At 71.0% G+C, this 26,217-nt stretch carries 27 protein-coding genes and 1 pseudogene; 13 read left to right on the top strand and 15 right to left on the bottom strand.

The features are described from left to right. Positions 1–26 precede the first annotated feature (26 nt). From ACFXDJ_RS06595 to ACFXDJ_RS06580, 4 genes are all read right to left on the bottom strand, one after another. A complete protein-coding gene (locus ACFXDJ_RS06595) occupies positions 27–653 on the bottom strand; it encodes a TetR/AcrR family transcriptional regulator (protein WP_384653286.1) in 627 nt (208 codons plus the stop codon). A 524-nt stretch (positions 654–1,177) separates the two neighbouring features. Then, the gene (locus ACFXDJ_RS06590; RefSeq protein ID WP_384653284.1) at positions 1,178–2,053 is read right to left on the bottom strand and encodes a hypothetical protein; all 876 of its coding nucleotides are present in this window, start codon (positions 2,051–2,053) and stop codon (positions 1,178–1,180) included. Continuing rightward, the gene (locus ACFXDJ_RS06585; RefSeq protein WP_384653282.1) at positions 2,050–2,421 is read right to left on the bottom strand and encodes a PadR family transcriptional regulator; all 372 of its coding nucleotides are present in this window, start codon (positions 2,419–2,421) and stop codon (positions 2,050–2,052) included. The genes ACFXDJ_RS06590 and ACFXDJ_RS06585 overlap by 4 nt, the downstream gene beginning before the upstream one ends. Before the next feature lie 63 nt (positions 2,422–2,484). Continuing rightward, positions 2,485–3,993, bottom strand: a complete 1,509-nt coding sequence (locus ACFXDJ_RS06580) for an MFS transporter (protein ID WP_384653280.1) — start codon at positions 3,991–3,993, stop codon at positions 2,485–2,487. Between the two features lie 140 nt (positions 3,994–4,133). On the opposite strand from ACFXDJ_RS06580, the gene ACFXDJ_RS06575 reads away from it, so the two are divergent. Further along, the gene (locus tag ACFXDJ_RS06575) at positions 4,134–4,853 is read left to right on the top strand and encodes a TetR/AcrR family transcriptional regulator (RefSeq protein ID WP_384653278.1); all 720 of its coding nucleotides are present in this window, start codon (positions 4,134–4,136) and stop codon (positions 4,851–4,853) included. A gap of 43 nt (positions 4,854–4,896) precedes the next feature. Here the strand turns inward: ACFXDJ_RS06575 and ACFXDJ_RS06570 are convergent, their stop codons facing one another. The 4 genes from ACFXDJ_RS06570 to ACFXDJ_RS06555 form a co-directional block, all read right to left on the bottom strand. Continuing rightward, on the bottom strand, positions 4,897–7,212 hold the full coding sequence (locus ACFXDJ_RS06570; RefSeq protein WP_384653276.1) for a macro domain-containing protein: 2,316 nt from the start codon (positions 7,210–7,212) through the stop codon (positions 4,897–4,899). A gap of 154 nt (positions 7,213–7,366) precedes the next feature. Next, the gene (locus ACFXDJ_RS06565) at positions 7,367–7,720 is read right to left on the bottom strand and encodes a hypothetical protein (protein WP_384653274.1); all 354 of its coding nucleotides are present in this window, start codon (positions 7,718–7,720) and stop codon (positions 7,367–7,369) included. A 216-nt stretch (positions 7,721–7,936) separates the two neighbouring features. After that, positions 7,937–8,305 carry a hypothetical protein gene (locus ACFXDJ_RS06560; protein WP_384653272.1) on the bottom strand — a complete coding sequence of 123 codons (369 nt, stop codon included), beginning with the start codon at positions 8,303–8,305 and terminating at the stop codon, positions 7,937–7,939. A gap of 118 nt (positions 8,306–8,423) precedes the next feature. After that, the gene (locus ACFXDJ_RS06555) at positions 8,424–8,825 is read right to left on the bottom strand and encodes a hypothetical protein (RefSeq protein WP_384653270.1); all 402 of its coding nucleotides are present in this window, start codon (positions 8,823–8,825) and stop codon (positions 8,424–8,426) included. A gap of 176 nt (positions 8,826–9,001) precedes the next feature. On the opposite strand from ACFXDJ_RS06555, the gene ACFXDJ_RS06550 reads away from it, so the two are divergent. The 4 genes from ACFXDJ_RS06550 to ACFXDJ_RS06535 all read left to right on the top strand — a co-directional run bounded on the left by ACFXDJ_RS06550 (position 9,002) and on the right by ACFXDJ_RS06535 (position 12,013). After that, on the top strand, positions 9,002–9,427 hold the full coding sequence (locus ACFXDJ_RS06550) for a VOC family protein (RefSeq protein WP_384653268.1): 426 nt from the start codon (positions 9,002–9,004) through the stop codon (positions 9,425–9,427). A 198-nt stretch (positions 9,428–9,625) separates the two neighbouring features. Beyond that, a complete protein-coding gene (locus ACFXDJ_RS06545; protein WP_384653266.1) occupies positions 9,626–9,781 on the top strand; it encodes a hypothetical protein in 156 nt (51 codons plus the stop codon). A gap of 78 nt (positions 9,782–9,859) precedes the next feature. Further along, entirely contained in the window at positions 9,860–10,741 is an 882-nt protein-coding gene (locus tag ACFXDJ_RS06540) for a hypothetical protein (RefSeq protein ID WP_384653264.1), read from the top strand. A gap of 174 nt (positions 10,742–10,915) precedes the next feature. Continuing rightward, positions 10,916–12,013, top strand: coding sequence for a MerR family DNA-binding transcriptional regulator (locus ACFXDJ_RS06535; RefSeq protein WP_384653309.1), 1,098 nt, complete (start codon positions 10,916–10,918; stop codon positions 12,011–12,013). Between the two features lie 52 nt (positions 12,014–12,065). Here the strand turns inward: ACFXDJ_RS06535 and ACFXDJ_RS06530 are convergent, their stop codons facing one another. From ACFXDJ_RS06530 to ACFXDJ_RS06520, 3 genes and pseudogenes are all read right to left on the bottom strand, one after another. Continuing rightward, complete coding sequence (locus tag ACFXDJ_RS06530) at positions 12,066–12,722, bottom strand: class I SAM-dependent methyltransferase (protein ID WP_384653262.1); 657 nt, start codon at positions 12,720–12,722, stop codon at positions 12,066–12,068. A 167-nt stretch (positions 12,723–12,889) separates the two neighbouring features. Then, positions 12,890–13,837 carry a 5'/3'-nucleotidase SurE gene (locus ACFXDJ_RS06525; protein ID WP_384653260.1) on the bottom strand — a complete coding sequence of 316 codons (948 nt, stop codon included), beginning with the start codon at positions 13,835–13,837 and terminating at the stop codon, positions 12,890–12,892. Further along, positions 13,798–13,935 (bottom strand): annotated as a pseudogene (locus ACFXDJ_RS06520) (hypothetical protein); the annotation flags it as partial. The gene ACFXDJ_RS06525 and the pseudogene ACFXDJ_RS06520, both read right to left, overlap by 40 nt. Positions 13,936–14,425: 490 nt before the next feature. On the opposite strand from ACFXDJ_RS06520, the gene ACFXDJ_RS06515 reads away from it, so the two are divergent. From ACFXDJ_RS06515 to ACFXDJ_RS06505, 3 genes are all read left to right on the top strand, one after another. After that, the gene (locus ACFXDJ_RS06515) at positions 14,426–16,336 is read left to right on the top strand and encodes a beta-glucoside-specific PTS transporter subunit IIABC (RefSeq protein WP_384653258.1); all 1,911 of its coding nucleotides are present in this window, start codon (positions 14,426–14,428) and stop codon (positions 16,334–16,336) included. Positions 16,337–16,391: 55 nt separating this feature from the next. After that, a complete protein-coding gene (locus tag ACFXDJ_RS06510) occupies positions 16,392–17,798 on the top strand; it encodes a glycoside hydrolase family 1 protein (RefSeq protein ID WP_384848026.1) in 1,407 nt (468 codons plus the stop codon). A gap of 105 nt (positions 17,799–17,903) precedes the next feature. Then, positions 17,904–18,740 (top strand): HAD hydrolase family protein, encoded by an 837-nt coding sequence (locus ACFXDJ_RS06505; RefSeq protein WP_384848023.1) that lies wholly within the window; start codon positions 17,904–17,906, stop codon positions 18,738–18,740. Between the two features lie 55 nt (positions 18,741–18,795). Here ACFXDJ_RS06505 and ACFXDJ_RS06500 read toward each other — a convergent pair whose 3' ends face one another. The 3 genes from ACFXDJ_RS06500 to ACFXDJ_RS06490 all read right to left on the bottom strand — a co-directional run bounded on the left by ACFXDJ_RS06500 (position 18,796) and on the right by ACFXDJ_RS06490 (position 20,157). Continuing rightward, a complete protein-coding gene (locus ACFXDJ_RS06500; protein WP_384662809.1) occupies positions 18,796–19,098 on the bottom strand; it encodes a hypothetical protein in 303 nt (100 codons plus the stop codon). Between the two features lie 51 nt (positions 19,099–19,149). After that, positions 19,150–19,710 (bottom strand): NADPH-dependent FMN reductase, encoded by a 561-nt coding sequence (locus ACFXDJ_RS06495; RefSeq protein WP_384848020.1) that lies wholly within the window; start codon positions 19,708–19,710, stop codon positions 19,150–19,152. A 132-nt stretch (positions 19,711–19,842) separates the two neighbouring features. Then, the gene (locus ACFXDJ_RS06490; RefSeq protein ID WP_384848016.1) at positions 19,843–20,157 is read right to left on the bottom strand and encodes a hypothetical protein; all 315 of its coding nucleotides are present in this window, start codon (positions 20,155–20,157) and stop codon (positions 19,843–19,845) included. 151 nt (positions 20,158–20,308) lie between these two features. On the opposite strand from ACFXDJ_RS06490, the gene ACFXDJ_RS06485 reads away from it, so the two are divergent. The 3 genes from ACFXDJ_RS06485 to ACFXDJ_RS06475 all read left to right on the top strand — a co-directional run bounded on the left by ACFXDJ_RS06485 (position 20,309) and on the right by ACFXDJ_RS06475 (position 23,249). Next, entirely contained in the window at positions 20,309–20,953 is a 645-nt protein-coding gene (locus ACFXDJ_RS06485) for a dihydrofolate reductase family protein (RefSeq protein ID WP_384848013.1), read from the top strand. A gap of 473 nt (positions 20,954–21,426) precedes the next feature. Next, the gene (locus ACFXDJ_RS06480; RefSeq protein WP_384662797.1) at positions 21,427–21,966 is read left to right on the top strand and encodes an ArsR/SmtB family transcription factor; all 540 of its coding nucleotides are present in this window, start codon (positions 21,427–21,429) and stop codon (positions 21,964–21,966) included. Further along, on the top strand, positions 21,963–23,249 hold the full coding sequence (locus ACFXDJ_RS06475; RefSeq protein ID WP_384848010.1) for an MFS transporter: 1,287 nt from the start codon (positions 21,963–21,965) through the stop codon (positions 23,247–23,249). The genes ACFXDJ_RS06480 and ACFXDJ_RS06475 overlap by 4 nt, the downstream gene beginning before the upstream one ends. Before the next feature lie 108 nt (positions 23,250–23,357). On the opposite strand, the gene ACFXDJ_RS06470 is transcribed toward ACFXDJ_RS06475, so the two are convergent. Further along, a complete protein-coding gene (locus tag ACFXDJ_RS06470; RefSeq protein WP_384848334.1) occupies positions 23,358–23,861 on the bottom strand; it encodes a MarR family winged helix-turn-helix transcriptional regulator in 504 nt (167 codons plus the stop codon). 231 nt (positions 23,862–24,092) lie between these two features. On the opposite strand from ACFXDJ_RS06470, the gene ACFXDJ_RS06465 reads away from it, so the two are divergent. Together ACFXDJ_RS06465 and ACFXDJ_RS06460 are read left to right on the top strand one after the other, a co-directional pair. Beyond that, on the top strand, positions 24,093–25,223 hold the full coding sequence (locus ACFXDJ_RS06465; RefSeq protein WP_384848007.1) for an NADH:flavin oxidoreductase: 1,131 nt from the start codon (positions 24,093–24,095) through the stop codon (positions 25,221–25,223). Between the two features lie 300 nt (positions 25,224–25,523). Beyond that, a partial coding sequence (locus tag ACFXDJ_RS06460) for an MFS transporter (protein ID WP_384848004.1) occupies positions 25,524–26,217 on the top strand: 694 nt, incomplete at its 3' end.

The following is a 26,217-nucleotide window of genomic DNA, read 5'->3' as shown; positions in this document are numbered from 1 at the left end:
GTGCGGTGCGGGGCAGTGCGGGGGCGTCAGGAGGGCGGTGCGACGTCCACGACCAACGCGACGATCGTGTCGATGACGCCCCCCATGTCCACGGTGGGGTCGAGCAGCCACTGGTGCTGGATGCCGTCCGCGGCGGCAAGGGCCAGCCGGGCGATCGCCTCGGGGGCGACGTCGGGGCGCATGCGGCCCTCGCGTTGGAGTTCGGCGAGGCCGTCGCGCAGGGCGATGAGGATGTCGCCGGTGCGGACCTCGAAGAAATCGCGCGCCGGGTGGTCGGGGAAGCCGGACGCGGCCGCCATGCTCACGTACAGGCGCACCAGACCGGCCACATCGCCGCTGCGGCGCAGCGTCGCGGCCATCGGTGAGACCGGGTCTCCGTAGGACTCCTGGGCGATCCGTTCCTTGGCGAGCCTGTCGCGCTCGGCCAGGGCCCAGATCAACAAGCCCTCGCGCGAGCCGAAGTAGCGCAGGACGCCGGCCTGGGACATGCCCATGCGGTCGGCGATCTCCTTGATCAGCGCACCCTTCTCGCCGAGCATCGCGAAGACCTCCAGAGCCACCGCGAGAATCTCGTTGCGACGGCGGACGCCCTTCGCGTAACGGCCGCGCGGAGTACGGATGTTGTCGAGCCGTGCGGCACGCTCCGGGTCCATCCGCGAAACGCTAGTCGAGTTCACTTTTCACGTCTACGCTCCCCGCAGTGCGACCATTCCCAGCGCGCCTCCGCAGGGGCCCGGACGGACGGCTGTGGGAAGCTCCTCCGCATGATCCCCGTCACGAACGATGGCTGGTCGTTCGCGGTGTCGACCACGCGATCGGCTCGCGCGGGACGCTGTGCGGTATCTCGGCGCGTTGCGTCACCCGCTCCCTGCACCTGTTCGATGCCGAGGCCCTGCAGTCGTGCCTGCGGTGCCGCAAGGAGGCCGTCGCCCGCCGCCGAGGCGTTTGATGCCGCTGCGTCGATTGGCTTGGCCCGCGTCGAGGACGGTTCTTGGCGGTTCATCGTTCTCCTACCGACGGACGGCGGCCGCCCGCTCGTCGCGCGCGGACCACGCGACCTTCGCCCGTAGAGGCGGGGTAAGCCCGTGCGCACCCCGCCTCTACGGGCGGCAGAGCCGCCCCGCGTCGCCCGCCCACGGCAGGGTGCGGCCGATCGCTGGGCGGCTCGCGCTCGCTGTCAGGCCTCGGTGGCCGGGTTCCGGCCGCCGCGGCGTCGGCGGATGCTCACCGTGACCGCAGTGATGAGGAGGAGGCCGAGCAGCGCGGGGCCGGTGTAGACGTCCCCGCTCCAGACCGTCATGCCGAGGACGAAGAAGGGCAGGGCCGCGAGGAGGACGGCGGGCGCCGTACGCAGCCGCGCGAACGTCTGCCGCCCGGCCAGGGCCAGCCCGGCTGCCGCCGGTACGGCGAATCGGAGTCCGCCGGCCCCGTCGGGCAGGGGGCCCAGCGTGAGCGCGGCGGTCAGGAGCGTCGTCCACAGCGCGACGGCGCCCAGCCCGGCCGCCGTACGGATACGCGGCTGCGGGCGCAGGTCCGCCGGGCAGAGCAGGGCCACAAGCAGGACGAGGAGCAGGGGTGTTCTGAAGAAGACCGTTCCCGCGAGGCCGCCGCCCGACCGGAGCAGGTCGAGCAGGACCATCGCCACGAAGCCCGTCAGCATCGTCCAGGTGCCCGCGGCCCAGCGGCCGCCGAGGGCGATCGCGGCGCCCTGCGCGATGACGAAGCAGGCGGCTGCCAGCAGGACGTAGGGGACGGCGAACTCCCCGGGCAGGTCGGGTGCTCCGGCGGTCGCGAGGATCAGCCCCATCCACCAGATCACGTGCGCGCCGACCGCGACGGCGGCGAACGGGGCCAGCGCCGCCACGAGCCGCCCGGGGCGCCGTGCCGAGCTGAGCCCGAGTCGCATGCGCAGCGCGTGCCCGGTGACGTCCAGGGCCTCCCGCACCCGGGCCGCCCGGCCCGCGCCGTGGGTGGCCTCGCGGTACGCCTCGGCGATCTCGTCGCCGAACTCCCGGCGGAAGGCGGCCGGGTAGAGCTTCAGCAGAGCGGTCACGCCGACACCGTCCCGTCGGAGAAGCCGAGCAGGCCGGGCGCGGCCGTCGCCCCGAGCCCCAGGCGCCGGGTCGCCTCCTGGGCGGTGCGGGCGATACGGGCCGCCTCGGCGGCCAGCACCTCGCGCCCGTGCGGCGCCAGCGCGTAGCTGCGCCGCCTGCGGCCGTCGACCACCTCTTCCTCGTGGACGGCGATGAGTTTCTGTTCGAGGAGCCGCTCCAGGGCCCCGTACAGCGTTCCGGTACGCATCTTCATGCGACCTTCCGAGATTTTTTCGACCTCTTGCGCGATCGCGTATCCGTGCCGTGGGGCGTCGGCGATCGCAGTGAGGATGAGGAGGGTCGGCTCGCGCAGAGCTTGATCGTTCACGAGCGTCACGATAGCTCGGTAACCGGCATATGTCGATGACCGACCTGTCCATCCCCGTGGTGCCTACCGGTGCGCCGCCTCCGGCCGCGGGGCCGGTTGGCCGGCGGTGGGCGGCGGGGTGACGCCCCGTCGCGCGCGGAGGAGTAGTGCGACGAGGAGTGCCGCGGCTGCCAGGGCGGCGCTGCCGCAGCGCAGCGCCAGGTGCAGGGCGTCGATGAACGCGGCGTTCACGGCGTCGCGGACGGGCGCGGGGAATGCGGCGGCGCTGTCCGGGGCCGTGCCGGGGAGGTGGTGGCCGAGCCCGGCGGGCGCGCCGAGCCGGTGGAGCGACTCGGTCAGGTTGGAGGTGAGTCGGCTGGTGAGGACGGCCCCGAGAACGGCTACGCCGATGACGCCGCCGATCTCGCGCAGGGTGTTGAGGGTCGCGGAGGCCATGCCGGCCCGCGCCGGGTCGACGCGCTGCATGACCGTGATGGACGCGGGGGTGAACGTCATCCCCATGCCGAGGCCCATGGTGAGCAGCACCCAGACGTACTGCGGGTAGCGGGCGTCCGCGCCGTAGAGCGAGAGGGCGCCGAGCGCCGTGCCGCACAGGGCCAGGCCGGTGACCAGCGGGAGGCGGGGGCCGTGGCGTGAGGTGAGCGCGCTCGACAGCGGCGCGGCGACGACGATCATCACGGTCATCGGCAGGCCCGCGAGGCCCGCGTCCGACGGGGACCAGCCCATCACGTCCTGCATGAGCAGCGGCAGGAAGAACGCGGCTCCGAACATGCCGAAGCTGATCATGAACCCGCTCACCGCGGCGCCGGTGAGCACCCGGTCCCGGAAGAAGCGCAGGTCGAGCATGGGGTCGGCGCTGCGGGCCTCGACCGCTACGAAGGCGGGCAGGGCCAGTGTCGCCACGGCGGCGAGAGCGAGCACTCGGGTGTCGGTCCAGCCGCGGGTGGGCCCCTCGAGGAGCGCGTACACCAGCGAGCCGAATCCCAGTGCGGAGAGCGTCTGGCCCGGCAGGTCGAGCCGCTTGGCGCGGGTCGCGAACTCGGGAAGCACCCGGGCCGCGAGCAGCAGCCCCGCCACCCCGATGGGGACGTTGATCCAGAAGACGCTGGCCCAGCCGAAGGCGTCCACCATCGGCCCGCCCAGGACCGGGCCGACGGCCAGGCCCAGCGCGGACACGCCGGACCAGAGGCCGACGGCCCTGGCGCGCTCCTTCTCGTCCGTGAACACGTGGCGCAGGATGGACAGGCTGCCCGGTGTGAGCAGTGCCGCGCCGAGGCCCTGGAGCATCCGGGCGGCGATCAGCGTGCCGGTCGAGCCGGACAGCGCCGCCGCCGCGGAGCCCGCCGTGAAGACGGCCAGGCCGGTGAGGAAGATCCGCCTGCGGCCGAACCGGTCGCCCAGTGTGCCGCCGGTGAGCAGCAGGGCCGCGTAGACCAGGCTGTAGCCCTCCACCACCCACTGGAGTCCGGTGACGCCGGAATGCAGTTGCTGCCCGATGCGGGGCAGTGCGTTGTTGACGATGACGTTGTCGAGCATCGCCATGAACATCGTGGCGCACAGTGTGGCGAGCACGAGCCCCTTGTGTGGGGCGGGCGGCTTCATCATCGCGCTCCCTAACGGTGTTAGTCGGTTGGTCGGTGCGGCTAGACTGCCCCTAACGGTGTTAGTTGGCAAGCGGGATTCCCGGCGGGACCCGCGGACGGAGGTGGCCGATGGCCGTGGAGAGCAGTGCTGATGGCGGACAGTCACAGCCGGGGCTGACCCGACCGGCGCTCGTTCAGGCGGCCCTGCGGGTGCTGGAGCGCGAGGGCATCAACGGCCTGTCGATGCGCAAGGTCGCCGCCGAACTGGGGGTGAAGGCGGCCTCGTTGTACTGGCACGTGCGCAACAAGGAGGAACTGCTCGACCTGCTCACCGACGAGCTCATGGCCGACGCCGAGGCGCCGCCCCGGGAGGGAGACTGGCGCGAGCAGCTGCGCGAGTACTGCGTGCGCTACCGCCGGCACCTGCTCGGCAAACGCGACGCCGCCAAGGTCGTCGCGGGCCGGCTCGCTCCGGGCCCCCACCTGCTGCGCCTGATGGAGGACCAGCTCGGCCGCCTGCGGGAGGCCGGATTCTCCGACGCCGACGCCGCCATGATCAGCTACGTGACCGGCGCGTTCGTCCAGGGCTTCGTGCTCCAGGAACAGGGGCCGGTCTCCGCGTCCGAGGCCATGGGCGCCAGCCGCCAAGAGGCCGCCGGCGCTGTGGGGGAGCAGCTCCGCCGGCTGCCCCAGGACTCCTTCCCCAGCCTGGTCGCCCTCGCCGATGACCTGACCGGCCCATCCATGGAGGCCCGCTTCTCGTTCGGCCTCGAACGCCTCCTGGACGGACTGTCCACCCTGCTGGTGCAGGGCTCCGACGTACGAAGCGAAGGCACGCCCCGGGAGTGAGCGGACCCACCGGGCAGTGCGGGCGCGTGGCCCGCAGGGGCGGTCAGGACACCACGGGAGCGGCGTCCACTTCGGTCAGCCTGACCGTGCACAGTCCGCCGCGCTCGCTCTTCACGTCCGTCACCTTGAGCTGCGTGCCCGGCGTGAGGATGTACTCCTCCTCCCCGGTGAAGGCGGAGAAGCTCCGGATCCCGACCGCCTGGGCGGGCGTCACCTCGAAGAGCGTCCGCTTGCCGCGGCTGCCCAGGAAGGACCGGGCCACCTTCAGCTCGGAGGTGCACGAGGAGACGCCCCACCAGGTGACCGTCCGGCCCACCGGGTACTGCGCCCGCAGGTCCAGCGACACACCGCGCCACAGCGGCTGCGTGTGGGCGGGCAGTGCCGACACCGCCGAGAACAGCAGCCGCAGGTAAGGCAGGTAGGGCGTGACCCTGCTGCGGTCGGGGGAGCGCAGGACCGCGTTGATCTCGCGGTAGAAGGCGGACTCGCAGGTGTAGAGGTAGAGGGCGGCTATCGCGTCGGCGGACAGGCTGCCGGACGTCTCGTCGGCCCGCCGCTTGCCGAAGTCGCGTGACCGGACGATGTGTCCGGCGAGTCCGGACAACGTCTCGGCGACCGGTGCGACGGCGTCCTGGAAGTCCATCAGCGGGGTATCGAACACGCCGGTGATCGCGGGGAGGACCAGGCCCTCGTCCTTGACGCTCGTGAGGCGGTCGAGGTACAGCTGGTGCAGGTTCATGGTCGACTCGATGAAAGTGCCCATGCGCGCCGCGACCGCCCCGTCCGCACCGGCCGCCCCCGCGTTCCACCCCTTGCTCGGCAGCCAGTCGATCACGTCGGCGCCCAGCGATGCGAGAGCCTCGTTCACCATGGCGAAGTGGTCGCCCTCGCAGAAGACGTCGCCCTGCGCCGCCGGGTTCGTGTGGTCGATGTGTCGGACCTCGACGTCCGGGTACTTCTCCTGGAGCCGCAGGACGACCCTCTTCAGGTTGCGGGCGTGCGCACCCCACCAGGCGAAGACGACCCCGCGGTCCTCCTCGTCGGCGTCCTGCTTGGCCTTGAGGATCTCCTCCACGATCCGTTCGGCGACGGGCCGCCAGAACGCCGTGTGCTGGTCGGTGCCCAGCGCCCCGTCGCCGCTGGCCGTGAGCGAGGCGTTCAGCAACAGCACGCCCTGCGTGAGCATCGCCTGGAACCACTCCGGCGGCTGTACGGTGTCCCGCTCCTTCAACAGCGCGCGGATGTCGGCGATGGGCGTCTTCTTGGCGATGCCGTACTTCCACATCGCCGCCGCCTTGATGATGCAGCGGATGCTGACGACCCTGCCGAACTGGCTGTCCTTCCAGTCGTTGAAGGCGTTGTCGAACATGGCTATGCCGGTCGCGCTCTCCGGCCGTGGGTAGGGGTTCTGGCCGAAGGCGACCACCTTCCACTTGTGCGGCGGGTTGGGCTTGAGGGCCTGGAAGGTCAGCTCACGGACCGGGACGATCTCAGGACTGCGGCCCTTCCCGATGAAGCGGGCGGCGTCCGGCAGCCCCTCGATGACGGGCTTCAGGAGCGGAAGCCAAGGCTCACCGCCTCCGTCGAAGAGTTCGGTGAGGACCAAGGGGTCGTCGCTCGCGTCGGGCTGGCCGGCGGAGTGACCGGGGGAGTGATCGGAGGATTGGTCGGCGAAGTGGTCGGCAGGGGCAGGCTCAACGGCCTTCGGGGGCACGATGCGTACCCGTTCCTCGACGGGGGCGTTCTCGATGCCCTTGAGCTGAGCGATGATCGTGGCGCGCAACTCGTCGTCATCCTCGAACCAGTGGTCGTGGAAGAGCGTGAACCCGGTCCACATCAGGTTGGCGCACACCCTGGCCGGGACCCGACCGGTCTGCGCGCCCATCCCGACCAGCGCCACGGAGCGGATGCTGCCCGGCGCCTGCCGGTTCTGCCGGTGGACGGCCTGGAACGCGGCGGCGCACGCCAGTGCCACGTTCAGCGTGGCACTCACGTTCTGCGAGGACCGCACCATGGTCGGCGTCGATATGAGGTACCGGGGAGCGGTTGCCCCCGACGGGACGCAGACCGCGCTGCCCACCGGGAGGGCTCCGGCGAACCGGTCGCGGATCGCGCGCTGCACACGTAGCTGGATGGCGGATCCGAGGTGACGCTTGATGGCGGCGTCGACCCCGCCGTCCATCCGGCCCCGGGAGTTCGTCGGGGTGACCCAGGCATCGACGTCCTCGTCGAGGATCGAGCCCCTGCGGATCTCGATGCCGGGGGTGTCCGCGAACGCCGCCCGCCATGCCTCCACCACGCGCTCGTTCACATCGGTCAGCACCACCCTCAGCGCGGGCTGAACACTGCTCTCGATCATCGTCCACTCCTGTCGGAAAACGCCCCTCGCAACACCCCGAACGTAACCCCCGCCACTGACAACGGCGTCCCTGGAAGACGACGCTGACCAGCCGTCATGGCCGAAGGGTCCGTCCGGCGAGGCGCTCGTAGGTTCGCCCGACGGTGTGGGGGGGCTACAGGGTGAGCGTCAGCAGGATCGTGGCGGCCGGCGGGAGGGGTGCGGTCCACCCGGCCCAGTAGCAGGCCCCGGCCCAGGCGGCGCGGCGCAGTGGGAGCCGGGAGGTCACTACGAGGAGCGGGGTGGCGGTCCAGGATGCCCACCAGCAGGCCGTGATGACGGCCACGCTCTGGGGGCGGGCCTCGGTGGCCATTCCGGCGAGCCCTCCGAAGAGGAAGGCCACGGGGATCAGGGTCACGGTCAGAGCTGTCGTCCACATCGCCACTTGGCGGGCGGCGGGAGCCCGGTCGGAGTGGTCGGAGTGGTCGGAGTGGTCGGCGTTCAGGGCGGTGGCCGTCTCGTGCTGCATGGGGACAGCCAAGCAGCAACGAACGGCCGGTCGCACGGGTGGGCGTACTCAGGTCGGCCGGGTCCGGTACTCATCATCCCGGGCGGCCGGCCTGGCGTTGGCGCCTGGGTGCCGCGTACAGCGCGGTACCCCGACCGCGCGAACCGGCCGGTCACACCGCTAGGAACAGTCCAGTACCGCCGGGCAATCCGGTCTCCTCCTGCGCGGCGTTGCCGTTCACGGCGTTGTCGTTCGTGCCGCCACCTGCGAGGGCCCGCCGCGGCGGGCCGCGAGCAGCCCCGCGCAGACCAGTAGCGCCAGGGCGAACAGCGTCCCGGCCGTGACGAACGTCCAGCCGGGCCACCCGGGGGTGGTGTATCCCGCCTCGTACGGTGTCGCCGCGCAGCTCGTGGTCGAGTCGCACACGATGTGCTTGGCCGCCCTCGCCACCAGGCCCCACAGGACGCCGTAGACGGACAGCAGCAGCGAGCCGATCGTCATGGCGGCCGGTACGGCGTACCACCCGCCGTGCGGGCGACGCCGCGCGGGTGACGGCGGACCGTAGGGATGCGCGGGCACCGCGCGGGCCGGGTGCGTCGGATGCATCAAAGGGCTCCGGTGAATCGAGGGCGGGGACCCCTCATCCTTGCCCGTCAACGGCCCGACGGCATGAGTGCGGATACTCAAGACCGAGCCCCCGACCCGACAAGAACGAGCCAGCCTCTCAGAACTCCTTGGTGGCGTTCAGCCGGACGATCTCCGCGGCGTACGTGGCGATACGGACCGTCGACTTGCCCGACACGTACAAGCCCGTGCCGAGAGCTGCCAGGGGGAGGGAGAGGAGGAGGCCGGCGGTGATCGGCCCCCAGTCGCGTTCGGCGTCACAACGCTCTCCCGCGTCCGCGCGGTACGACTCCGCGTGCTTCCCGTCCTGGTGGAACGCACGGGACTCGCACGCGACGGGCTTGAGATTCAAGCCCTGATCGACACTGAAGGGAAACACGAGCAAGTAGCCCAGCCATAGCCAGATGAGCGCGGCTACGGCCATCAGGCCCCGGCCCCACCCCTGTTCACGCAGACCCCGCACCCGAAACTCTCTGTCGTATATCTGTGCCAACGAGTTCATGGGGGTGAACCTAACGCAGACTGGTCACCTGACCTCTCTCGTTGCCGTCGTCGGCCGCCCGCACCGCTGCCGCTCCAGCCGGGTCACGCCGGATGTCGACCCGATGCAACCGGCGGGCGTTACGGCCCAACCGGATGCGCAGGCGCGGGCAGCGGGACTGGGCTAGAAAGATGAGTATGGAACTCACCCAGATACGCCTGTTGGTGTCCGACTTCCCCGCCGTCTACCGCTTCTACCGGGACGTGGTCGGGCTCAAGCCGCAATTCGAGGCCGAGAGCGGCCCGTACGCCAAGCTCAGCCCCGATACCGGACACGCCGCGATCGCGCTGCAGGACCGGGCACAGATGGCCGACGTGCTGGAGAGGCTGGGGGCGGAGCCGGAAGGATTCCGCTCGCTGGTAGTGTTGCGGGTGCACGATCTGGACGTCGCCCACGCCGAACTCACCTCGCGGGGAGCGGAGTTCGCTCGGGACCCGGGCCCGATGGGCGACCGGATACGGGTCGCGTACCTGGAGGATCCCGAAGGGAACCTGATCGAGCTTCAGGAGTGGTTGGCACTGCGCGAGCAGGCTGGCAACGCGCCGGGAGAATGGGCGCCATGACGCAGGTACGAGAATGGGCTTCGAAGCCACGGACGGGTCGGGCCGTATCCGCAGGTGGCAGGCGTGAGGCCGAGGATGCCGGCATCGATTTCCACTCCGAGTGCCTCCTTGGCCGGTCTGGAATCCGTACGGGAAGAAGTCGCGGACAGGGTGGGTTCGGACGGCCCTGAATTCTGGTGGCCGCAGGACCGTAGCTGGGTGGTCACCACCGACTCGGACCTGCTGTCCACCTACGTCGGCTCCTCGAAGGGGACCGCTGAGCAGATCCTGGACGATGTCGAGCTCGAAGCCCTGCCGGTCACTCCGCAGACACGCGTCGACTGGTACGCCGACCGCCCACGACACCGGGAGTGACACCTGGTGCGTCAGTTCCACGAGAGGGCAGGCCGTGTTGAGAGCTGGAAGACCTCGGCAGATATGGAAAGACGGCAAATGGGTGCAATGGCGGTGAGGCTCGTCGCGGCCACCGCGCTGGCGTTGCTGCTGATGCCGCCCGCGGGGAATGCCTTCGCGGCGCGGACCGCGGATCCGCCGGCCCCCTCACCACCTGTGGGTGCGCAGCTGTCGGCGCGCCCCGGTGAGCGGCTCACGTTCACGGAGGCCTCGTACCTGGTCGGGATGAACGGAAACTGGGTGAGCTCCGAGATCTTCATCGAGCACGGGACGCTGAGGATGAACGATCCGCTCATCACTGCCGTGGCCACCGTGGCGTGTGACACCCCGTCGGGCATCTACGAGGTCGAGCGGACCGGGCCCGGCGGGCCCGCCAAGGGTGCCAAGGGCGAGGTCTGGGTGACCGTCAAGGTCGAGGACATCACCGAGGCCGAACGCGAGGCCTGCCCCGGAAAGGTGGCGGCCCTTCCCCAGGAACAGCCGGATGAGCGCTGGCCCGTGGGTGACTCCTGGCCGCAGTCGTCCTGGGACGTCCGGACGTTCAAGCCCGGCGACGAGGTGACGCCCACGGGCTCGGACGCGGACCTTGGCTACGGGAACACCCTCACCTCGCCGGGCTTCACCGGCCGCCCCGTCATGAGCGGGAAGAAGGCGGTCCTGACGGCCACCGCGGTGATCCGCTGCGAGGCCGTACCCGGCCTGTACGAGGTCCGCTGGGTCGGCCGTGACGAGGTCTGGGCGCGCTACCGGGTAGCGCCGATCGACGAGGCGGCCCGCCTCTCCTGCCGGGACCAGGTGGCAGAGCCGGCGGCCAAGGCGGCCAAGGGGCGGGCTTCCTGGCTCGTCGGCGGAGCCGCCGTGGCCGCCGCAGGCGCGGGAACCTACGTCCTGGCCCGGCGCCGCCGGCGTACCTTCCGCTGATCCTCAGCAGGTACGGCGGGGGACTGGCGCGATGGCTGATGCGCCGTTTCCAGGGGCGGCCGGGCGGCCGGGCGGTCTGGCCCGGTCTGGTCTGGCCCGGCCCGGCCCGAACGCAGGCTTGACCCTCACGTGGCGTCAGGCTGCATAGTCGGTGCCGTGGAAGATCACTGGACCGTGGGGCGCGTGGCCGAGCTGGGTGGCGTGAGCGTCCGCACGCTGCATCACTATGACGAGATCGGACTCGTGCGTCCGTCGGCACGGACCCCGGCCGGGTACCGGGCCTACTCGGCGGGCGACGTGGAGCGGTTGAGGGAGGTGCTGGCCTACCGGCGGCTGGGCTTCGGCCTGCCGGAGGTCGCGGAACTGGTCGGCGACCCGTCCACCGACGCGGTCGCGCACCTGCGCCGGCTGCGCGGTCTGCTGCTGGAACGGCGTGATAGCGCCGATGCCATGGTGGCGGCCATCGACAGGGAACTGGAGGCCCGGGCGAAGGGACTGAAGGTGGCACCGGAGGAACGGCTGGAGATGCTCGGTGCGCGACTGTACGACGCGATCGGCGGCGCGTACACCGCGACGCGGCGCACCGAGCCGCGGATCGCCGCGCAGATCCTGGACGCGCTCGGGGACGCGCGGACGGTGCTGAACGTCGGGGCCGGCACCGGTTCCTACGAGCCCTCCGACCGGGACGTGACTGCGGTGGAACCGTCGGCGGTCATGCGGGAGCAGCGGCCCGTCGGCGCGGCGCCGTGCGTGGCCGCCACCGCGGAGAGCCTGCCGTTCGAGGACCAGTCCTTCGACGCCGCGATGGCCGTCTCCACCGTTCACCATTGGGATGATCCGATAGCGGGGCTGCGCGAGATGCGGCGCGTGGCCCGCCGCGTGGTGGTGCTCACGTTCGACACCGACGAGCCCGGATGGGCCGACCGGTTCTGGCTGACCCGCGACTACCTGCCCGAGTTCGCCGCCGTCCTCGTTGGATTTCCCTCGCTCGGCGGGATGGCCGACGCGATCGGCGCCCGCGCGGAGCCGGTCCCCATCCCGTGGGACTGCACCGACGGCCTCTTCGAAGCGTACTGGCGCCGACCGGGGGCGTATCTGGAGGATCACGTGCGCCGCGCGATGTCGGTATGGACGAGGGTCGGGCCGGAGGCCGAGCAGCGGGCGGTACGAAGCCTCGGTGACGACCTCGATTCCGGCCGGTGGACCGAGCGCAACCGCGACCTCGCCGACCTGGATGCGGCAGATCTCGGCCTCCGCCTGCTCATAGCCTGAACCGCGTCGCGCCGAACATGAAGCCGCCTCTGCCTGCTCCCTCCTCAACGCATCAGAGGTCGGCGATGAGGGCGTACCGCTCGTCTGGCACCGGACCACCCCACAAATCGGGCTCGCTGCTGAGCGGTTCAATGCGCACGGCGCCAACAAGAGGGCGCACGGCCGAAGCAAGGTCTTCGGCGTCGATTCCGCCGTTCCACGGCAGCGATTCGGATCCGTCCACATACGGGACGCCGCTCCGGCCCGCCTCACGCCAACGCCCCTCGACCAGCACCAGCCGGCCTCCCGGCCGCAAACGTGTCACCCAGTCGCGCAAGGCGGCCTCTGGATCGGGCAGCGTCCACACCAGGTGCCGCGACAACACGACACCGAACCGCTGTTCCCCGGTCGGGGGCACCATGGCGTCACCTACCAGGAAACGGCCGTCAAGGCCGGCGGCCTCGAACTTCGTGCGAGCCTGCTCGACCATCCGCGGCGCCAGGTCGACCCCGGTCACCCGGTGCCCGGCCTCGGCCAACAACAAGGACATGGACCCGGTGCCGCAGCCGATGTCGAGAACGTCGACTGGCCCGGCCGGCATCAAGGAGCGCAGGAGCCGGGCCCACGCGGCCCGTGTGTTGTCAGCCCTCAGCCCGTGGTCGGGCTCGTCGTCGAACGCCGCCGCAGCGGCATCCCAGTAGGCGGCGATCGAAGCAGTGCGGTCAGTCATGCCCCGATGCTCTCAGCAGCCACTGACACTCCAGACGTCCAGCCGCACAGCGACCGCCCGCGCGGACTGCTCGACAAGCTCGACGGTCCGGTCGTTGGCCGCTGCGCGTCGGCGGCTTGTCGGAGAACCTTCCGGGCGTCCACGTACGTCTTAGGCCCCGACGGGTGTCACGCCGTGGCCCCGCGGATGGTGCTGTCGACTTGGCGGCGGATGGGGGCGGCATGCCGGACTGGCTTCTTGTCGTGCTCATACCGGGTGGCATGCTTGTCTTGGGTCTTGGCGGGTTCCTGCTTTGGGCCCGTTTCGGGACGGATGACCCGGTGGAGCACCACAGCTCCATGCCGGACACCTGGAATCCGCCCGAGGGCTGAGTTGAGCCTTCGCGGATGTCGACGACGGAGTGATTCCCCAAGGCCGCACCTGGTTGGGACGGTTCGTCGCTCCGCCGTTAGAGCCGGCGACTCCACGTACTGCTCGGTCTGCCTGAGCTCCTTCTTCCCGTCGATCGGTGTGCCGTACGTACGGTCCGACGTGACGGGCGTGACCGAGATGGCCCCGCCGAGCGCGGCCGTCGAGTCGGCGTCCGGGCGGCCCTCCACGCACTCCGCGCTGCCGGGGCTGGCCGACTCGCAGTCGCCGAGGGCGATGGTGAAGCCGTTCCCGTTCCCGCTCGGTACGTAGCCGTGGTAGGCGTATGCGCCGGCGCCGACTCGGGTCCAGACCGGCGGTCCGGCCTTCGCGGCGGCGCTGAAGGCCACCGCCGGGACGCCGATGTCGATGGCGGCGATCGCGGCCCCGACCGTGCCCGAGTCGTTGACCGAAGAGCTGACGTTGAGCCCGGAGTTGATGCCGGTGACCACCAGGTCGGGGCCACTGCCCCAGCCGGCCTTGGCGGACAGCCCGCCGCGCAGTGCCAGCTTGACGGAGTCGGCGGGGGTCGCGCTCGGCGAGTCGGGGCCGCAGGCGCCGTCGGCGAGGCAGACACCGAAGATGGGGCGCCCGAGGGGGCGCCGCCGCAGTCGTTCTCGTATCCGGCCGGCATGCGCTCCCGCTGCTGGAGTGTCAGTACGCCGTGGTTCGTGACGGCGGTGCCCCGTCCGCTCTGTACCTGCCACGGCGCCATCACCACGACGTCGGCTCCGGCGGCGCACAGCGCGCGGCGCATCTCGTACGCGCCGAGGCCGTCCGCGTGGTTGGGCTTGGCGGCCTGCATTCCGTCGTCGTTGGAGATGAGGATGCGCATCCCGGCCAGCGGGCCCGCCGCCCCGGCCCCGGGTGAGGTGGAGGCGGCTGCCGCCCCGGTGGTGACGGCCATGGGGCAGGCGGCGGCGACGGCGAGGGTCTTGCGACGAGCGGGGCGCATGAGGGGAGTTCCCTTCGGTGGATCGGGGTGTCCGAGGAACCCGGGAGGCCGTGCCTCGGGACCGGGCCCTCGCCGCGAACTCTTCCGCCGCCCGCTCACCCGGGACAGGGGCCGAAGGTCCCCTTCCCGAAGAGTGAAGGGCCCGATCCGGGCGATGTCGCCACACAAGGAACTCCCCTGTGGGGAGCGGTGGTTAGGAGGTGCGTTGAGACGGGCATAAAGGCGCGCCATCTCGGGACCTTCGCCCTCCTTTGCCATTCCTTGACCTGGCCAAGACTGGAGGCACCTCGGGCCGAAGACGTTCCGAGTTCGGTACAGCGCGATGCAGGGAGCACTCATCGTGGATTATGGAAAGACGGCTCCCGCCGTCCTCGAAGGCGTCGGCGGCGAATCCAATGTCGAGTCCCTGGTGCACTGCGCCACGCGGCTCCGCTTCGTCCTCAAGGACGCCTCCAAGGCCGACAAGGCGGCCGTCGAATCGACCCCCGGTGTCATCACGGTCGTCGAGAGCGGCGGCCAGTTCCAGGTGGTCATCGGCAACGACGTGGCCAAGGCCCATGCCGAGATCACCAGGATCTCCGGCCTCGGCGCGGACGCGTCCCGGTCGAAGGACGGCTCGGCGCCCGCTTCGGCTCCGCGCGGCAATCCGCTGACGCGGCTCGTGGACGTCATCTCCAGCATCTTCACGCCGTTCCTGTGGACCCTGGCCGGCGCGGGCCTGCTCAAGGCCACGATCGTGCTGGTAACCAAGCTCGGCCTGGTCGCCGAGACCTCGCAGGAGTTCACCGTCCTGAACGCCGCCGGTGACGGCGTGTTCTACTTCCTGCCGGTGCTGCTGGCGGTGACCGCCGCGAAGCGCTTCGGGTCCAACCAGTGGACCGCCATGGCCATCGCGGGATCGCTGGTCTACCCCACGATCGGCGCCATGAACGAGGCCGGGGACCCCGTCTCCTTCTTCGGCATCCCGATGGTGATGGTCGCCTACGCCTCCTCGGTCATCCCCGTCATCCTCGCGGTGTACGTGCAGGGCTTCGTGGAACGGGGCCTCGACAAGGCGCTGCCCTCCAGCATCCGCAACTTCATCACCCCGATGCTGACGATCGCCGTCATGGTCCCGCTGACCCTCCTCACCATCGGCCCGGCCTCGGACTGGGCCGGCCAGGGCGCCTCCAGCCTCATCGGCTGGCTCTTCGGTCTCAGCCCGGCCATCGCCGGAGCCGTCCTCGGCGGAACCTGGCAGATCATGGTCGTCTTCGGCATCCACTGGGGCCTGGTCCCGATGATGGCCAACGACCTCGCCGTACAGGGCCATTCGCTGCTCTACGGTCCGCTAGTCGCCGCATCCGCCGCGCAGGGCGCCGCGGTGGTCGCCGTCATGCTCCGTACCCGCAGCAAGACCCTGAAGAAGCTCGCAGGCCCGGCCGCCGTCAGCAGCTTCCTCGCCGGCATCACCGAGCCCGCCGTCTACGGTGTGAACCTGCGGCTGAAGAAGCCCTTCGTCTACGCCTGCGTCGCCGGAGCGGTCGGCGGCGGCATCGCCTCGGCGGGCGGCTCGGCCTCGACCGCGTACATCATGCCGGGCCTGCTCTCCCTCTCCGCCTACCTTGAGGTCGGCAGCTTCGCCCTCCAGCTGATCGGCGTCGGCGTGGCCGTCGCGCTGTCCTTCGGCCTGACCATGGCCCTGGGCTTCAAGGACATCCCCGAGGACGCCACGGACCAGCCCGGCGAGGAGGCGGCCGGTGAGGAGGCGGCCGGCGACGGCAGCCCCGCCGCCGGGGAGCCCTTCGAGGTCGCCGCCCCGGTCGAGGGCAGAGTCGTCGCCCTGGCCGACGTACCGGACCCGGTGTTCGCCTCCGGCACCCTCGGTGACGGCGCGGCCGTCGCCCCCACCTCCGGCACGGTCCACGCCCCGATCGACGGAACCGTCGTCAGTCTGCTGCCGCACGCCTACGGGCTGCGCTCGCCCGAGGGCGTCGAAGTCCTCGTCCACATCGGCATCGACACGGTGCGGCTCGGCGGCGAGCACTTCACCACCGCCGTCCAGCAGGGCGACCGGGTCCGGCTCGGGGACCCGCTCTGCGAGGTCGACCTGGCCGCGGTCGAGGCGGCCGGCTACGACACCACCACGATGGTGATCGTCCTCGACGCGGCCGGCACCGGCGTCGTACGGACCACCGAGGACCGCGAAGTCGAGCACAGCACGGTGCTCCTGTCCCTCACCCCCGAACGCGAGCTCACCCCCGCGGGCTGACCCCGACGACACCGCCCCGCGCACCGATCCACGTACCCCCGAAGGAGATCCGCACATGGACCACAAGACCCCCGCCGCATTCCGCCCCGACTTCCTCTGGGGCGCCGCGACCTCCGCCTACCAGGTCGAAGGTGCCTGGGACACCGACGGCAAGGGCCCGTCCGTCCAGGACGCCCGAGGCAACTACCCCGAGGGCACCACCGACTTCAAGGTCGCCGCCGACCACTACCACCGCTTCGAGGAGGACGTGCGGCTCTTCTCCGAGCTGGGACTGAAGGCCTACCGCCTCTCCATCGCCTGGACCCGGATCGTCCCGGACGGCGACGGCCCGGTGAACCCGGACGGCGTCGCCTTCTACCACCGCCTCTTCGACGCCCTCCTCGCGCACGGCATCGAGCCGGTCGTCACCGTCTACCACTTCGACCTGCCGCAGGCGCTCCAGGACAAGGGCGGCTGGACCTCCCGTTCGACCATCGACGCCTTCGCGCGCTACTGCGAGGTCCTGTTCGAGGAGTACGGCAGCAAGGTCAAGCACTGGCTGACCATCAACGAGCAGAACATGATGATCCTGCACGGCGCCGCCATCGGCACCAGCGCCACCACCTCGGACGACCCCAAGCGCGAGCTGTACCAGCAGAACCACCACATGATGCTGGCCCAGGCCCGTGTGACGAAGACGTGCCACGACATGCTCCCGGCCGCCAAGATCGGCCCCGCGCCGAACATCTCCGTCGTCTACCCGGCCACCAGCAGGCCCGAGGACGTCCTCGCGGCCTCCGACTACAACGCCATCCGCAACTGGCTGTACCTCGACATGGCCGCGTACGGCACCTACAACCCGACCGCCTGGGCCTGGATGACCGAGCGGGGCATCGCACCCGAGATCGCCGAAGGGGACCTGGAGGTCCTGGCGGCCGGGCGCGCCGACTACCTGGCGCTGAACTACTACACGACCGCCACCGTCGCCGCGCCCCTCGAAGACGGCGCGGTCACCTACGAGGGCGGAGACCAGCAGCTCGCGGTCGGCGAGGCCGGTGTCTTCCGCGCCGTGAGCAACCCGCACCTGGCCAGGACCGAGTTCGGCTGGGAGATCGACCCGGTCGGCTTCCGCACCACGCTGCGCGACGTCTACGACCGCTACCGGCTGCCGATCATGGTCACCGAGAACGGGCTGGGCGGATACGACACGATCGAGGACGGCGAGATCCACGACGACTACCGGATCGCCTACCTCGCCGAGCACATCGAGCAGATGCGCCTCGCCGTCGCGGACGGGGTGGACGTCATCGGCTACCACCCCTGGTCGGCCATGGACCTGATCTCCACCCACCAGGGCGTGGCGAAGAGGTACGGGTTCATCTACGTGGACCGCGACGAGTTCGACCTCAAGGAGCTGCGCCGCATCCGCAAGGACAGCTTCTTCTGGTACCAGCAGCTGATCAAGGGCAACGGCGCGCTCTGATCCCCGCCACCCCGGGCCGCCGGCCATTCGCCCACCCCGCGGAGCCGGCGGCCCCCGGCGCTTCCCACCGACCTCGACCCCGCCGTCGCACAGGAGACCTGATCCATGACCCCCTTCCCCTACGAGCTCATCGCCACCGACCTCGACGGCACCCTCGTACGCAGCGACCACACCGTCTCCCCGCGCACCACGGCCGCCCTCGCCGCCGCCGTCTCCGCCGGGGCCCGGCACGTCGTGGTGACCGGGCGGGTCGCCCAGTGGGCCAAACCGACGCTGGCGGAGATCAGCTACGAGGGCCTCGCCGTCTGCGGACAGGGCGGCCAGCTCTACGATGCCGGGCGCGACGCCCTCGTATCGTCGGTCCCCCTCGACCGCGGGCTCGCGGCACACGCGCTGTCCGAAGTGGAGGCCCTGACCGGGCCCCTGGCCGTCGCGGTGATGCCCGTAGAACTCGCCGATCCCATCCTGGTGGGCCCCGGGTACCCGCTGCCGCCGATGGATTCGGCCGAGGGGCAGCGGGTCGAGGACGTGGCGCGGCTGTGGGACCGGCCGATCGGGAAGGTCATGATCCGGCATCCGCACCTGACGGACGACCAGCTCACCGAAGCCGCCCGCGAGGCCGTGGGTGACCTCGTCACCGTGGTCATGGCCGGCCCGACCTGTGTGGAGATCCTCCCCTTCGGCCTGTCGAAGGCAACCGGCCTGGCCCTGGCCGCGGAAGCCCTGGGCACCGACGCGCAGAGCACCATCGCCTTCGGGGACATGCCCAACGACATTCCCATGTTCGCCTGGGCGGGCCACGCGGTCGCGATGGCCAACGCCCACGACAGCCTCAAGGCGGTCGCCGACGAGATCACCACCAGCAACGACGAGGACGGCGTCGCGGCGTCGCTCGAACGCCACCTCTTGCGGTCGGCCCTCGAAGTCACGGTCAGCCGATGAAGAGGAGCGTTCAGCCAAGCGGTCGGTCGGCCGCGGACCGGGCCTGCGGCCGGTCCTACCGGCCGCCGTTCGCGCTCCGCCGCAGGGCCATCCGGGCGGCCACCGAGGCGATGAACACCGCGCCGCTCACGTAGGCGATCCCCCGGTCGATCGGAACGGACCCCTCCAGGGAGGCCTGGAGCTCCTCATAGGTGTCCGAACCGCCGCCGTTCCCCCCGATGTGCCGGCAGACGTCCCCGGGACTCATCGGTTTACCGCCGCACTCGGGGGTCGCCCCGCTGTGCCTGTACACCAGAAAGATGCCGAACAGGCACAGCAGCAGGCTGAGCACCGATACGACCTTCAACAGCCTTCGCATGACGGCAGGTTAAGGGCCGGCCGACGGATTCGAACGATCTCCAGGGATTCTTCACCCAGTGTTCGCTCCCGCCGGCTCGGGGGACGCCGCCAGCAGGTCGAGTACCTTGCCGAGCTCTTCGCGCACCCCTTCATCGGTGATGGTCCCGTCCGCTCCGACCATCCGGCGATCCACCGGCATCGTCACGCAGGCCGACTCCACGATGTCGGCGCCCGTGTAGCCGAGTACGGTCCGCAGCGTGGCCTGCGCGCCCAGGCCCCGGCCGGGGGCGGCCGCGTTGACCCAGGCCACGGGCTTGTCGCAGATCTCGGTTCCGCCGACCGTCCAGTCCAGCAGGTTCTTGAACGAACCGGGAAGCGTGCCCGCGTACTCCGGGGTGCAGATCAGGACCGCGGTCGCCTCGTCGATCGCCGCGCGCAACGCGGCCACGGGTGCCGGGAGCGGCTCCGTGTCCTCGTCGGGGTTGAAGTGGGGCAGCGCGGCCAACCCCTCGTAGAAGACGGTGCGCAACCGCGAGGAGGCCACGGCCTGGGCGGTGCGCAGCACGGATTCGTTCGATGAGCCGGTCCGTACGCTTCCGGACAGCAAGAGGATCACGGGTGCGGTAGTCATCGGCTCAATCTATATCCACGGCGCGAACTGCCCACCGGAGCCGGGCAGTCCGGTGCGACCTGAGCACATAGCAGGAGCCCGGTCGGCGAGCACGGCGGCCCTTGCCGGGCGTGGCCCCGATGCCGGAGGCGGTCAGTCGGCGTCGCTCGCCAGCTCAAGTGCGAGTGCCTGCAGGAGCTCCTCCGTCGAGGTCTGCGAGTCCGTGGCGTCGTAGGAGTCCGCCACCACCTCGAAAGCCAGCACGAACCCATTGATCAGGGCGCTCAGCGGGCGGGAGAGCTGATCCAGCACGGCGCGTCCGATCTCCTCGGGATCACCGGTGGCGGGCACGAGGAACTCGGTGGGAGTCACCTCCCCGAGCAGCCGTGACACGTAGTCCGTCCCCACACCGCTCCGCAGCCCGGTGAGTGCCGCGATGGCCTTGAGCTTGATCTCGTTGTCCCTCATGCGTCGAGCGTATGAGGCGAGCAGGAGGGGCCCGGGCCGGCATGCCGGAACGGACCCGCCGGCGGACTTAGAGTCGGCACCGGATCCGACGATGAGTTTGTCCGGTCGGGAGAGTCTCACCACTGTTATCGCCCCATCGCAGGAGGAACGTGTGGCTCAGCTATTGAGAGTCCAGAATTTCACCGTCTCAAGTGACGGTGTCGGTGCTGGTGAGGACCAGACCCTTGAGAGGCCGTTCGGTCATGTCGAGCCCGAGAGGCTGTTCGCCTGGGCCGGTGCCACGGCCAGCTGGCCCGTGCGCACCGAGCCTGGGGGGAGCCGGGGCCTGGACGACTACTTCACGCGGGACTACGCGCGCGACATCGGCGCGGAGATCATGGGCCGCAACAAGTTCGGGCCCCAGCGCGGGCCCTGGCAGGACCATGAGTGGCAGGGCTGGTGGGGTGACGAGCCCCCGTTCCGCACTCCGGTGTTCGTCCTGACACACCACAAGCGTCCTTCGCTCACGCTTTCCGACACCACGTTCCACTTCGTCGAAGGAGACCCTGCCACGGTCCTCGAAATGGCCCGGGAAGCGGCGCGGGGCAAGGACGTCCGGCTCGGCGGCGGAGTGACCACGATCCGGCAGTTCCTCGACGCCGACCTCGTCGACACCATGCACGTGGTGGTCTCGCCGGTGAAGCTCGGGTCGGGACTACGGCTCTGGGAATCCCCCGACGAGCTGCTCGACCGGTTTCACCTGGAGGTCGTTCCCAGCCCGAGCGGCGTGACGCACCACCTGTTCTGGAGGAAGTGAACCGGTCCTCAGGGCAGCCCCGGGCAGCGTTCCGCCTTCCGGGTCTGCCCTGAGACGGGTCGTCGAGCGACGCCTCGGAGGAACGCCGAACTCGGAGCCGACAACACGGTTTCATGAGCGGCAGGTTGAGCCCTTTGCCGGATTGACTCCTCATCCGACCGGACCACCCCCCAGACCGCGTCCCGTTGGGTCCTGCACACGACCGCCGGGCTGACCGGGAGCGCGCGGATCTCGGTCCCGCCCGCGTCCGCCAGGGGTTCAGGAACCTGCACGCGGAGATGGGGCGCGCCAGCCGGTGCACCAAGACCCGCCCGCCCTGCCCCGGACGCCCACTCGGCTCGAAGGGCCAGCGGCCCGCCGCCCGCTACGACGTCGGCCGGATCCTTGCCGCCGGCGAGTCCTGCATCCGACCCGCACACCACAAGAGAAAAATGCCCTTGTCTAATGGTCAAGAAGTGTTGACCATTAGACCCATGCCTACCGATGATCTTCCCGAGACGTTCCACGTCACCACCGACGAGCAGCTACGCGCCGTCTCCAACCTCACGCGCCACCGCATCATGGCCGTGCTCCGCTTCGAGCCCGCGACGATCACGCAGATCGCCGAGCGGGTGGGCCTCGCGAAGGGGAGTTCCAGCTACCACGTACGGCTGCTTGAGCGGGCCGGCCTGGTGAAGGTGGTGCGGACGCGGAAGGTCCGGGGGGTCACCGAGCGGTACTACGCGATGGCGGCGCGGGCGATCGTGCTGCCGGATCCGGGCGAGGGCGGGCCGGACGTGCTGATGCGGCATGCGGTGGCGGACCTGGAGGCGGCGCCGGCGGATGGCGAGCGGCACGTACGGATGGCGCACCTGCGGCTCACCGGGGAGCAGTTCGCGGAGCTGGGCGCGCGGCTGCAGGCGCTGGCGGACGAGTACCGGGAGCTGTCCGATCCGTCGCTGCCGGACGCGTCGCTCGTCTTCGCACTGTTCCACCCGGCACCGCGCCAGCAGGTAGAGGGGGACGCCAAGTGACGTCAGAGACAAGGAAGTTGCCGACCGGATTCGGGCGGCTGTGGACCGCGCAGACGGTGTCCTCGCTCGGTGACGGGGTCATGCACGCGGCGCTGCCGCTGCTCGCGCTGACGTTGACGCGGGATCCGATGGCGCTCGCCGTCGTCACGGCCGCCGGAACCCTGCCGTGGCTGCTCTTCGGGGTGCTCGGCGGTGCGCTGGTGGACCGCTGGGACCGCCGCCGCACCATGTGGGTGGCGGACGCGGCACGTGCGGTGCTGCTCGCGATACCGGCCGCGGCCGCCGCGCTCGACGTGCTGAGCATTCCACTGCTCGCGGCCGTCGCCTTCCTGCTCGGCCTCGGCGGACTCTTCTTCGACACCGCCGCCACCGCCTACCTGCCGGACCTGCTCGGCCGCGACCCCGCGCTCCTGGAACGCGCCAACTCCCGCCTGCGCGGCACCCAGACCGCCGCGTCCGGCTTCGCGGGGCCGCCCGCGGGCAGCGCCCTGCTCGCGCTCGGACGGGCGGTTCCACTGCTCGCCGACGCGGTGTCGTTCGCGCTCTCCGCACTGCTCGTACGGTCACTGCCCGCCGCGCCCAAGCCCGTACCGCAGGCCCGCGAGTCGCTGCTCCGGCAGGCGCGCGCCGGGGCCTCGTACGTCTTCCGGGACCGGTTGCTGCTCGGGCTCGCGCTGCGTCCGGCCGTCGGGAACATCGCCTTCCTCGCCGTGGAGACCGTACTCGCCCTCTTCGCCCACGACCGTCTCGGCATCGGCGCCTTCGGCTTCGGCCTGCTCCTCACGGCGGAGGCCACCGGCGGCCTGCTCGGCGCGGGCATCGCCTCCTTCCTCGGCCGGCGGCTCGGCACCGGCACCGCGCTGACCTGCACGGCCGCGGTCGAAGGACTCGCCGTCGTGGGCCTTGCCGCCGCCCCGAACCCGTTCGCCGCCGGCCTCGCGCTCGCCGTCTGCGGGGCGGGCATGGGCGCCACGATGGTGCTCGCCCCCTCCCTCCGGCAGTCGATCGTCCCCGGCCACCTGATGGGCCGGGTCGCCTCCACCTCGCGCATGCTCGCCATGTGCGCCGCCCCGTTCGGCGCCTTCCTCGGCGGCTGGCTGGCGACCACGTACGACGTGCGCACCCCGCTCTACGCCGCCGCCGGCCTCCTCCTCACCATGACCGCCGTCACCGCGACCATGACCAGCAACCGCCGGGTCGAGGCGGCATTGCGTGCCGCCGCCCCGGCCGACCGTCCAGATCGCGCCGAATCCACGGATCCCGTTCAGGAGCCTGCCGTATAGAGCTCCGGGAGGTCGTTGAGCCAGTGCTGGGTCCAGCTCGGCGTTCCTCGTCTCGTCTCGTCTCGCCATCGGTGCGGAGCAGGACCCGCGCCAGCGCCGGCGCCTACGTCACGGGGCGGGAGTCGTGGGTGCCTGCGGAACAGGGTTCGGGGATTCGTGCGGGACCGCCGGATGGCATGCGGTGCGGGTCCCGTCTTCCTCCGTACGCGGCCAGCATCGACCTTCGAGGGCCTCGGCGCTGTGGTTGAGCCGGACCAGGGCGTCCTCCAGCTCCCGTACCTCCTCGGGGGACCAGTCGGCGACCACCCGGGCCAGGCAGGACCGGTTGACCTCGCGGTCTTCGGCGAGCCGGCGTCCGCCTTCAGCGGTGATGCGCAGCTTGCGGGCCATGCCGCCGTCCGGGTCGGCGACGCGCTCGGCCAGTCCGCAGCGCAGCAGTACGGCCGTCTGGCGGTTCACGGTCGAGGTGTCGAGCCCGAAGGCCTCCGCCAACTGTCCGATGGACATGGGGCCTTGGGTGTCGATCCGGCTGAGCAGCAGGTACGCCGACCGCTCCAGGCGTTCGGTGTCGCGCTCGCGCCGGGCAAGCACCTGGTGCCGCGAGAGCAGCATCAGCTCCCGCTCCAGTTTCTCCAGCACTGCGCCTCCCACTCTTCCGGCGCTCCATTATCGCCGACCCGCGCACCGGCGAACCTCTGCCGACGTGGTCGACGTGGTCTTCGCGGACCGCTCCGTGCGAGGGCGGGCGGGCCGACCACTGCAATATGCATGATACATAAGATGTGTACTATGCACTTCTCGTTATCGCTCCGACGAGCCACAGCCTCACCCCGGAGGACCCGCATGACCGTCACCACGTCCACCGCCTCCCGCGCGGCCGAGATCCTGTCCCGCCCCATCACGCTGAACGGCCTGACCGTCCCCAACCGCATCGTGATGGCTCCGATGACGCGGATGTTCTCCCCCGGCGGCGTGCCCGGCGAGGACGTGCGGGCGTACTACGCCAGCCGGGCCGCCGCGGGTGTGGGTTTGATCGTCACCGAGGGCACGTACGTCGGTCACGACTCCGCCGGGCAGAGCGATCAGGTGCCGCGGTTCCACGGAGAGGACCAGCTGGCGGGCTGGGCGAAGGTCGCCGCGGCCGTGCACGAGGCGGGCGGCACGATCGTGCCCCAGCTGTGGCACATAGGCATGGTGCGCAAGCAGGGCGAGGCACCGTACGCCGACGCGCCCGCCGTCGGCCCCTCCGGCATCCGCGTCGACGGCACCGAGGGGACCGGCAAGGCGATGACCCGCGCCGACCTCGACGACGTCATCGGCGCGTTCGCCGACGCCGCCGCGGAGGCCGAGCGGATCGGCTTCGACGGCGTCGAGCTGCACGGCGCCCACGGCTACCTGCTCGACCAGTTCCTGTGGGAGCGGACCAACCGCCGCACCGACGCCTACGGCGGCGACGCGGTGGCCCGTACGAAGTTCGCCGCGGAGATCGTGGCCGCGGTCCGCGAGCGCGTCGCGGCCGACTTCCCGGTGATCTTCCGGTACTCGCAGTGGAAGCAGGAGGCCTACGACGCCCGGCTCGCGCAGACCCCGGAGGAGCTGGAGGCGATCCTGGCCCCGCTGGCGGCGGCGGGCGTCGACGCGTTCCACGCCTCCACCCGGCGCTACTGGCTCCCCGAATTCGAGGGCTCCGACCTGAACCTGGCGGGCTGGACCAAGAAGCTCACCGGCCGGCCCGCCATCACCGTCGGCTCGGTCGGCCTCGACGGCGACTTCATCCGCGCCTTCGCGGGCGAGGGAGCGGCCCTGGGCGACATCGACAACCTCCTGGACCGCATGGAACGCGACGAGTTCGACATGGTCGCCGTCGGCCGGGCCCTGCTCCAGGACCCGCAGTGGGCCGCGAAGGTCCTCGGCAACCGCTTCGACGAGCTCAAGCCGTACGACGCGGCGGCACTCGGCTCGCTCAGCCGGTAGTCGCGAGCCGGCGGGGTGCGCGACGACGCGTGCCTCGAACTTGTGGTTCGACGCCATCCGCTCGTCGAGCCGGTAGACCCGTACGCGGTGGCCGATCAGCGCTCGGGCGCGTTCGATCGTCGCCCGGCCGGCCTCGGAGTCGCCGCGGTCCGTGCGGTCCATGCCGATCCACCTCAGTGCACAACGTCTGGTTGTGACGTGCTGGCAGATTGGTTGTTTGACCTGCTGTCGTGCCACGGGCTTTGCTCTCACTGGTCAACGTTGGTTTGTTCAGGTGGGACTTTGAGGGGTGCGCTGAGCATGGTGGGCAAGAGACGGCTGGGCCGGCAGTTCGGGTGGCTGTGGGCGGCGTACGGGGTCAGCACGTTCGGCACGTGGCTCGCGTTCGACGCGTTCGCGCTGATCGCGATCCTCGCGCTGCACGCCGGGCCGACCGCCGTGTCGGCGCTGGCGGCCGCGGGGCTGGCGGTGGGGGCCGCGGTGGCGGTGCCGCTCGGGCCGTGGGTGGAGTTTCGCCGCAAACGGCCGGTGATGGTCGCGATGGACCTGACCCGGTTCGTGGCACTGATGAGCGTCCCCGCCGCGTACGCGTTCGGCCTGCTCAGTTTCGTCCAGCTCCTGGTGGTGTCCGTCGTCGTCGGGGCGGCCGACATCGCCTTCAACGCGGCCAGCGGCGCGTATCTGAAAGCGCTCGTGCGGCCGGAGGACCTGCTCGTCGCGAACGGGCGGTTCGAGTCCACGACCTGGACCGCCACCGTGCTCGGACCGCCGGTCGGCACGGCCGCGATCGGGTTGTTCGGCCCGGTGATGACCGTGGTGGCCAATGCGGTCAGCTACCTGCTCTCAGCCACGGGGATCCGCGCGATCGGCGGCAGCGAGCCGCCGGCCCGGGCGCCCGCCCCCGCCCGCGCGGGGGGGCGCGGCCCCCCCCCGGCCCGCCGCGGGGGGGGGGCCGCGACGCCGGCCCCCCCCCCCCCCCCCCCGCGGGACACAG

The organism is Streptomyces sp. NPDC059443 (assembly GCF_042750105.1).
Classification (GTDB): Bacteria; Actinomycetota; Actinomycetes; order Streptomycetales; family Streptomycetaceae; genus Streptomyces.
The sequence above is the reverse complement of the archived record's forward strand: the minus strand, read 5'-3'. Positions and strand labels throughout refer to the sequence as shown.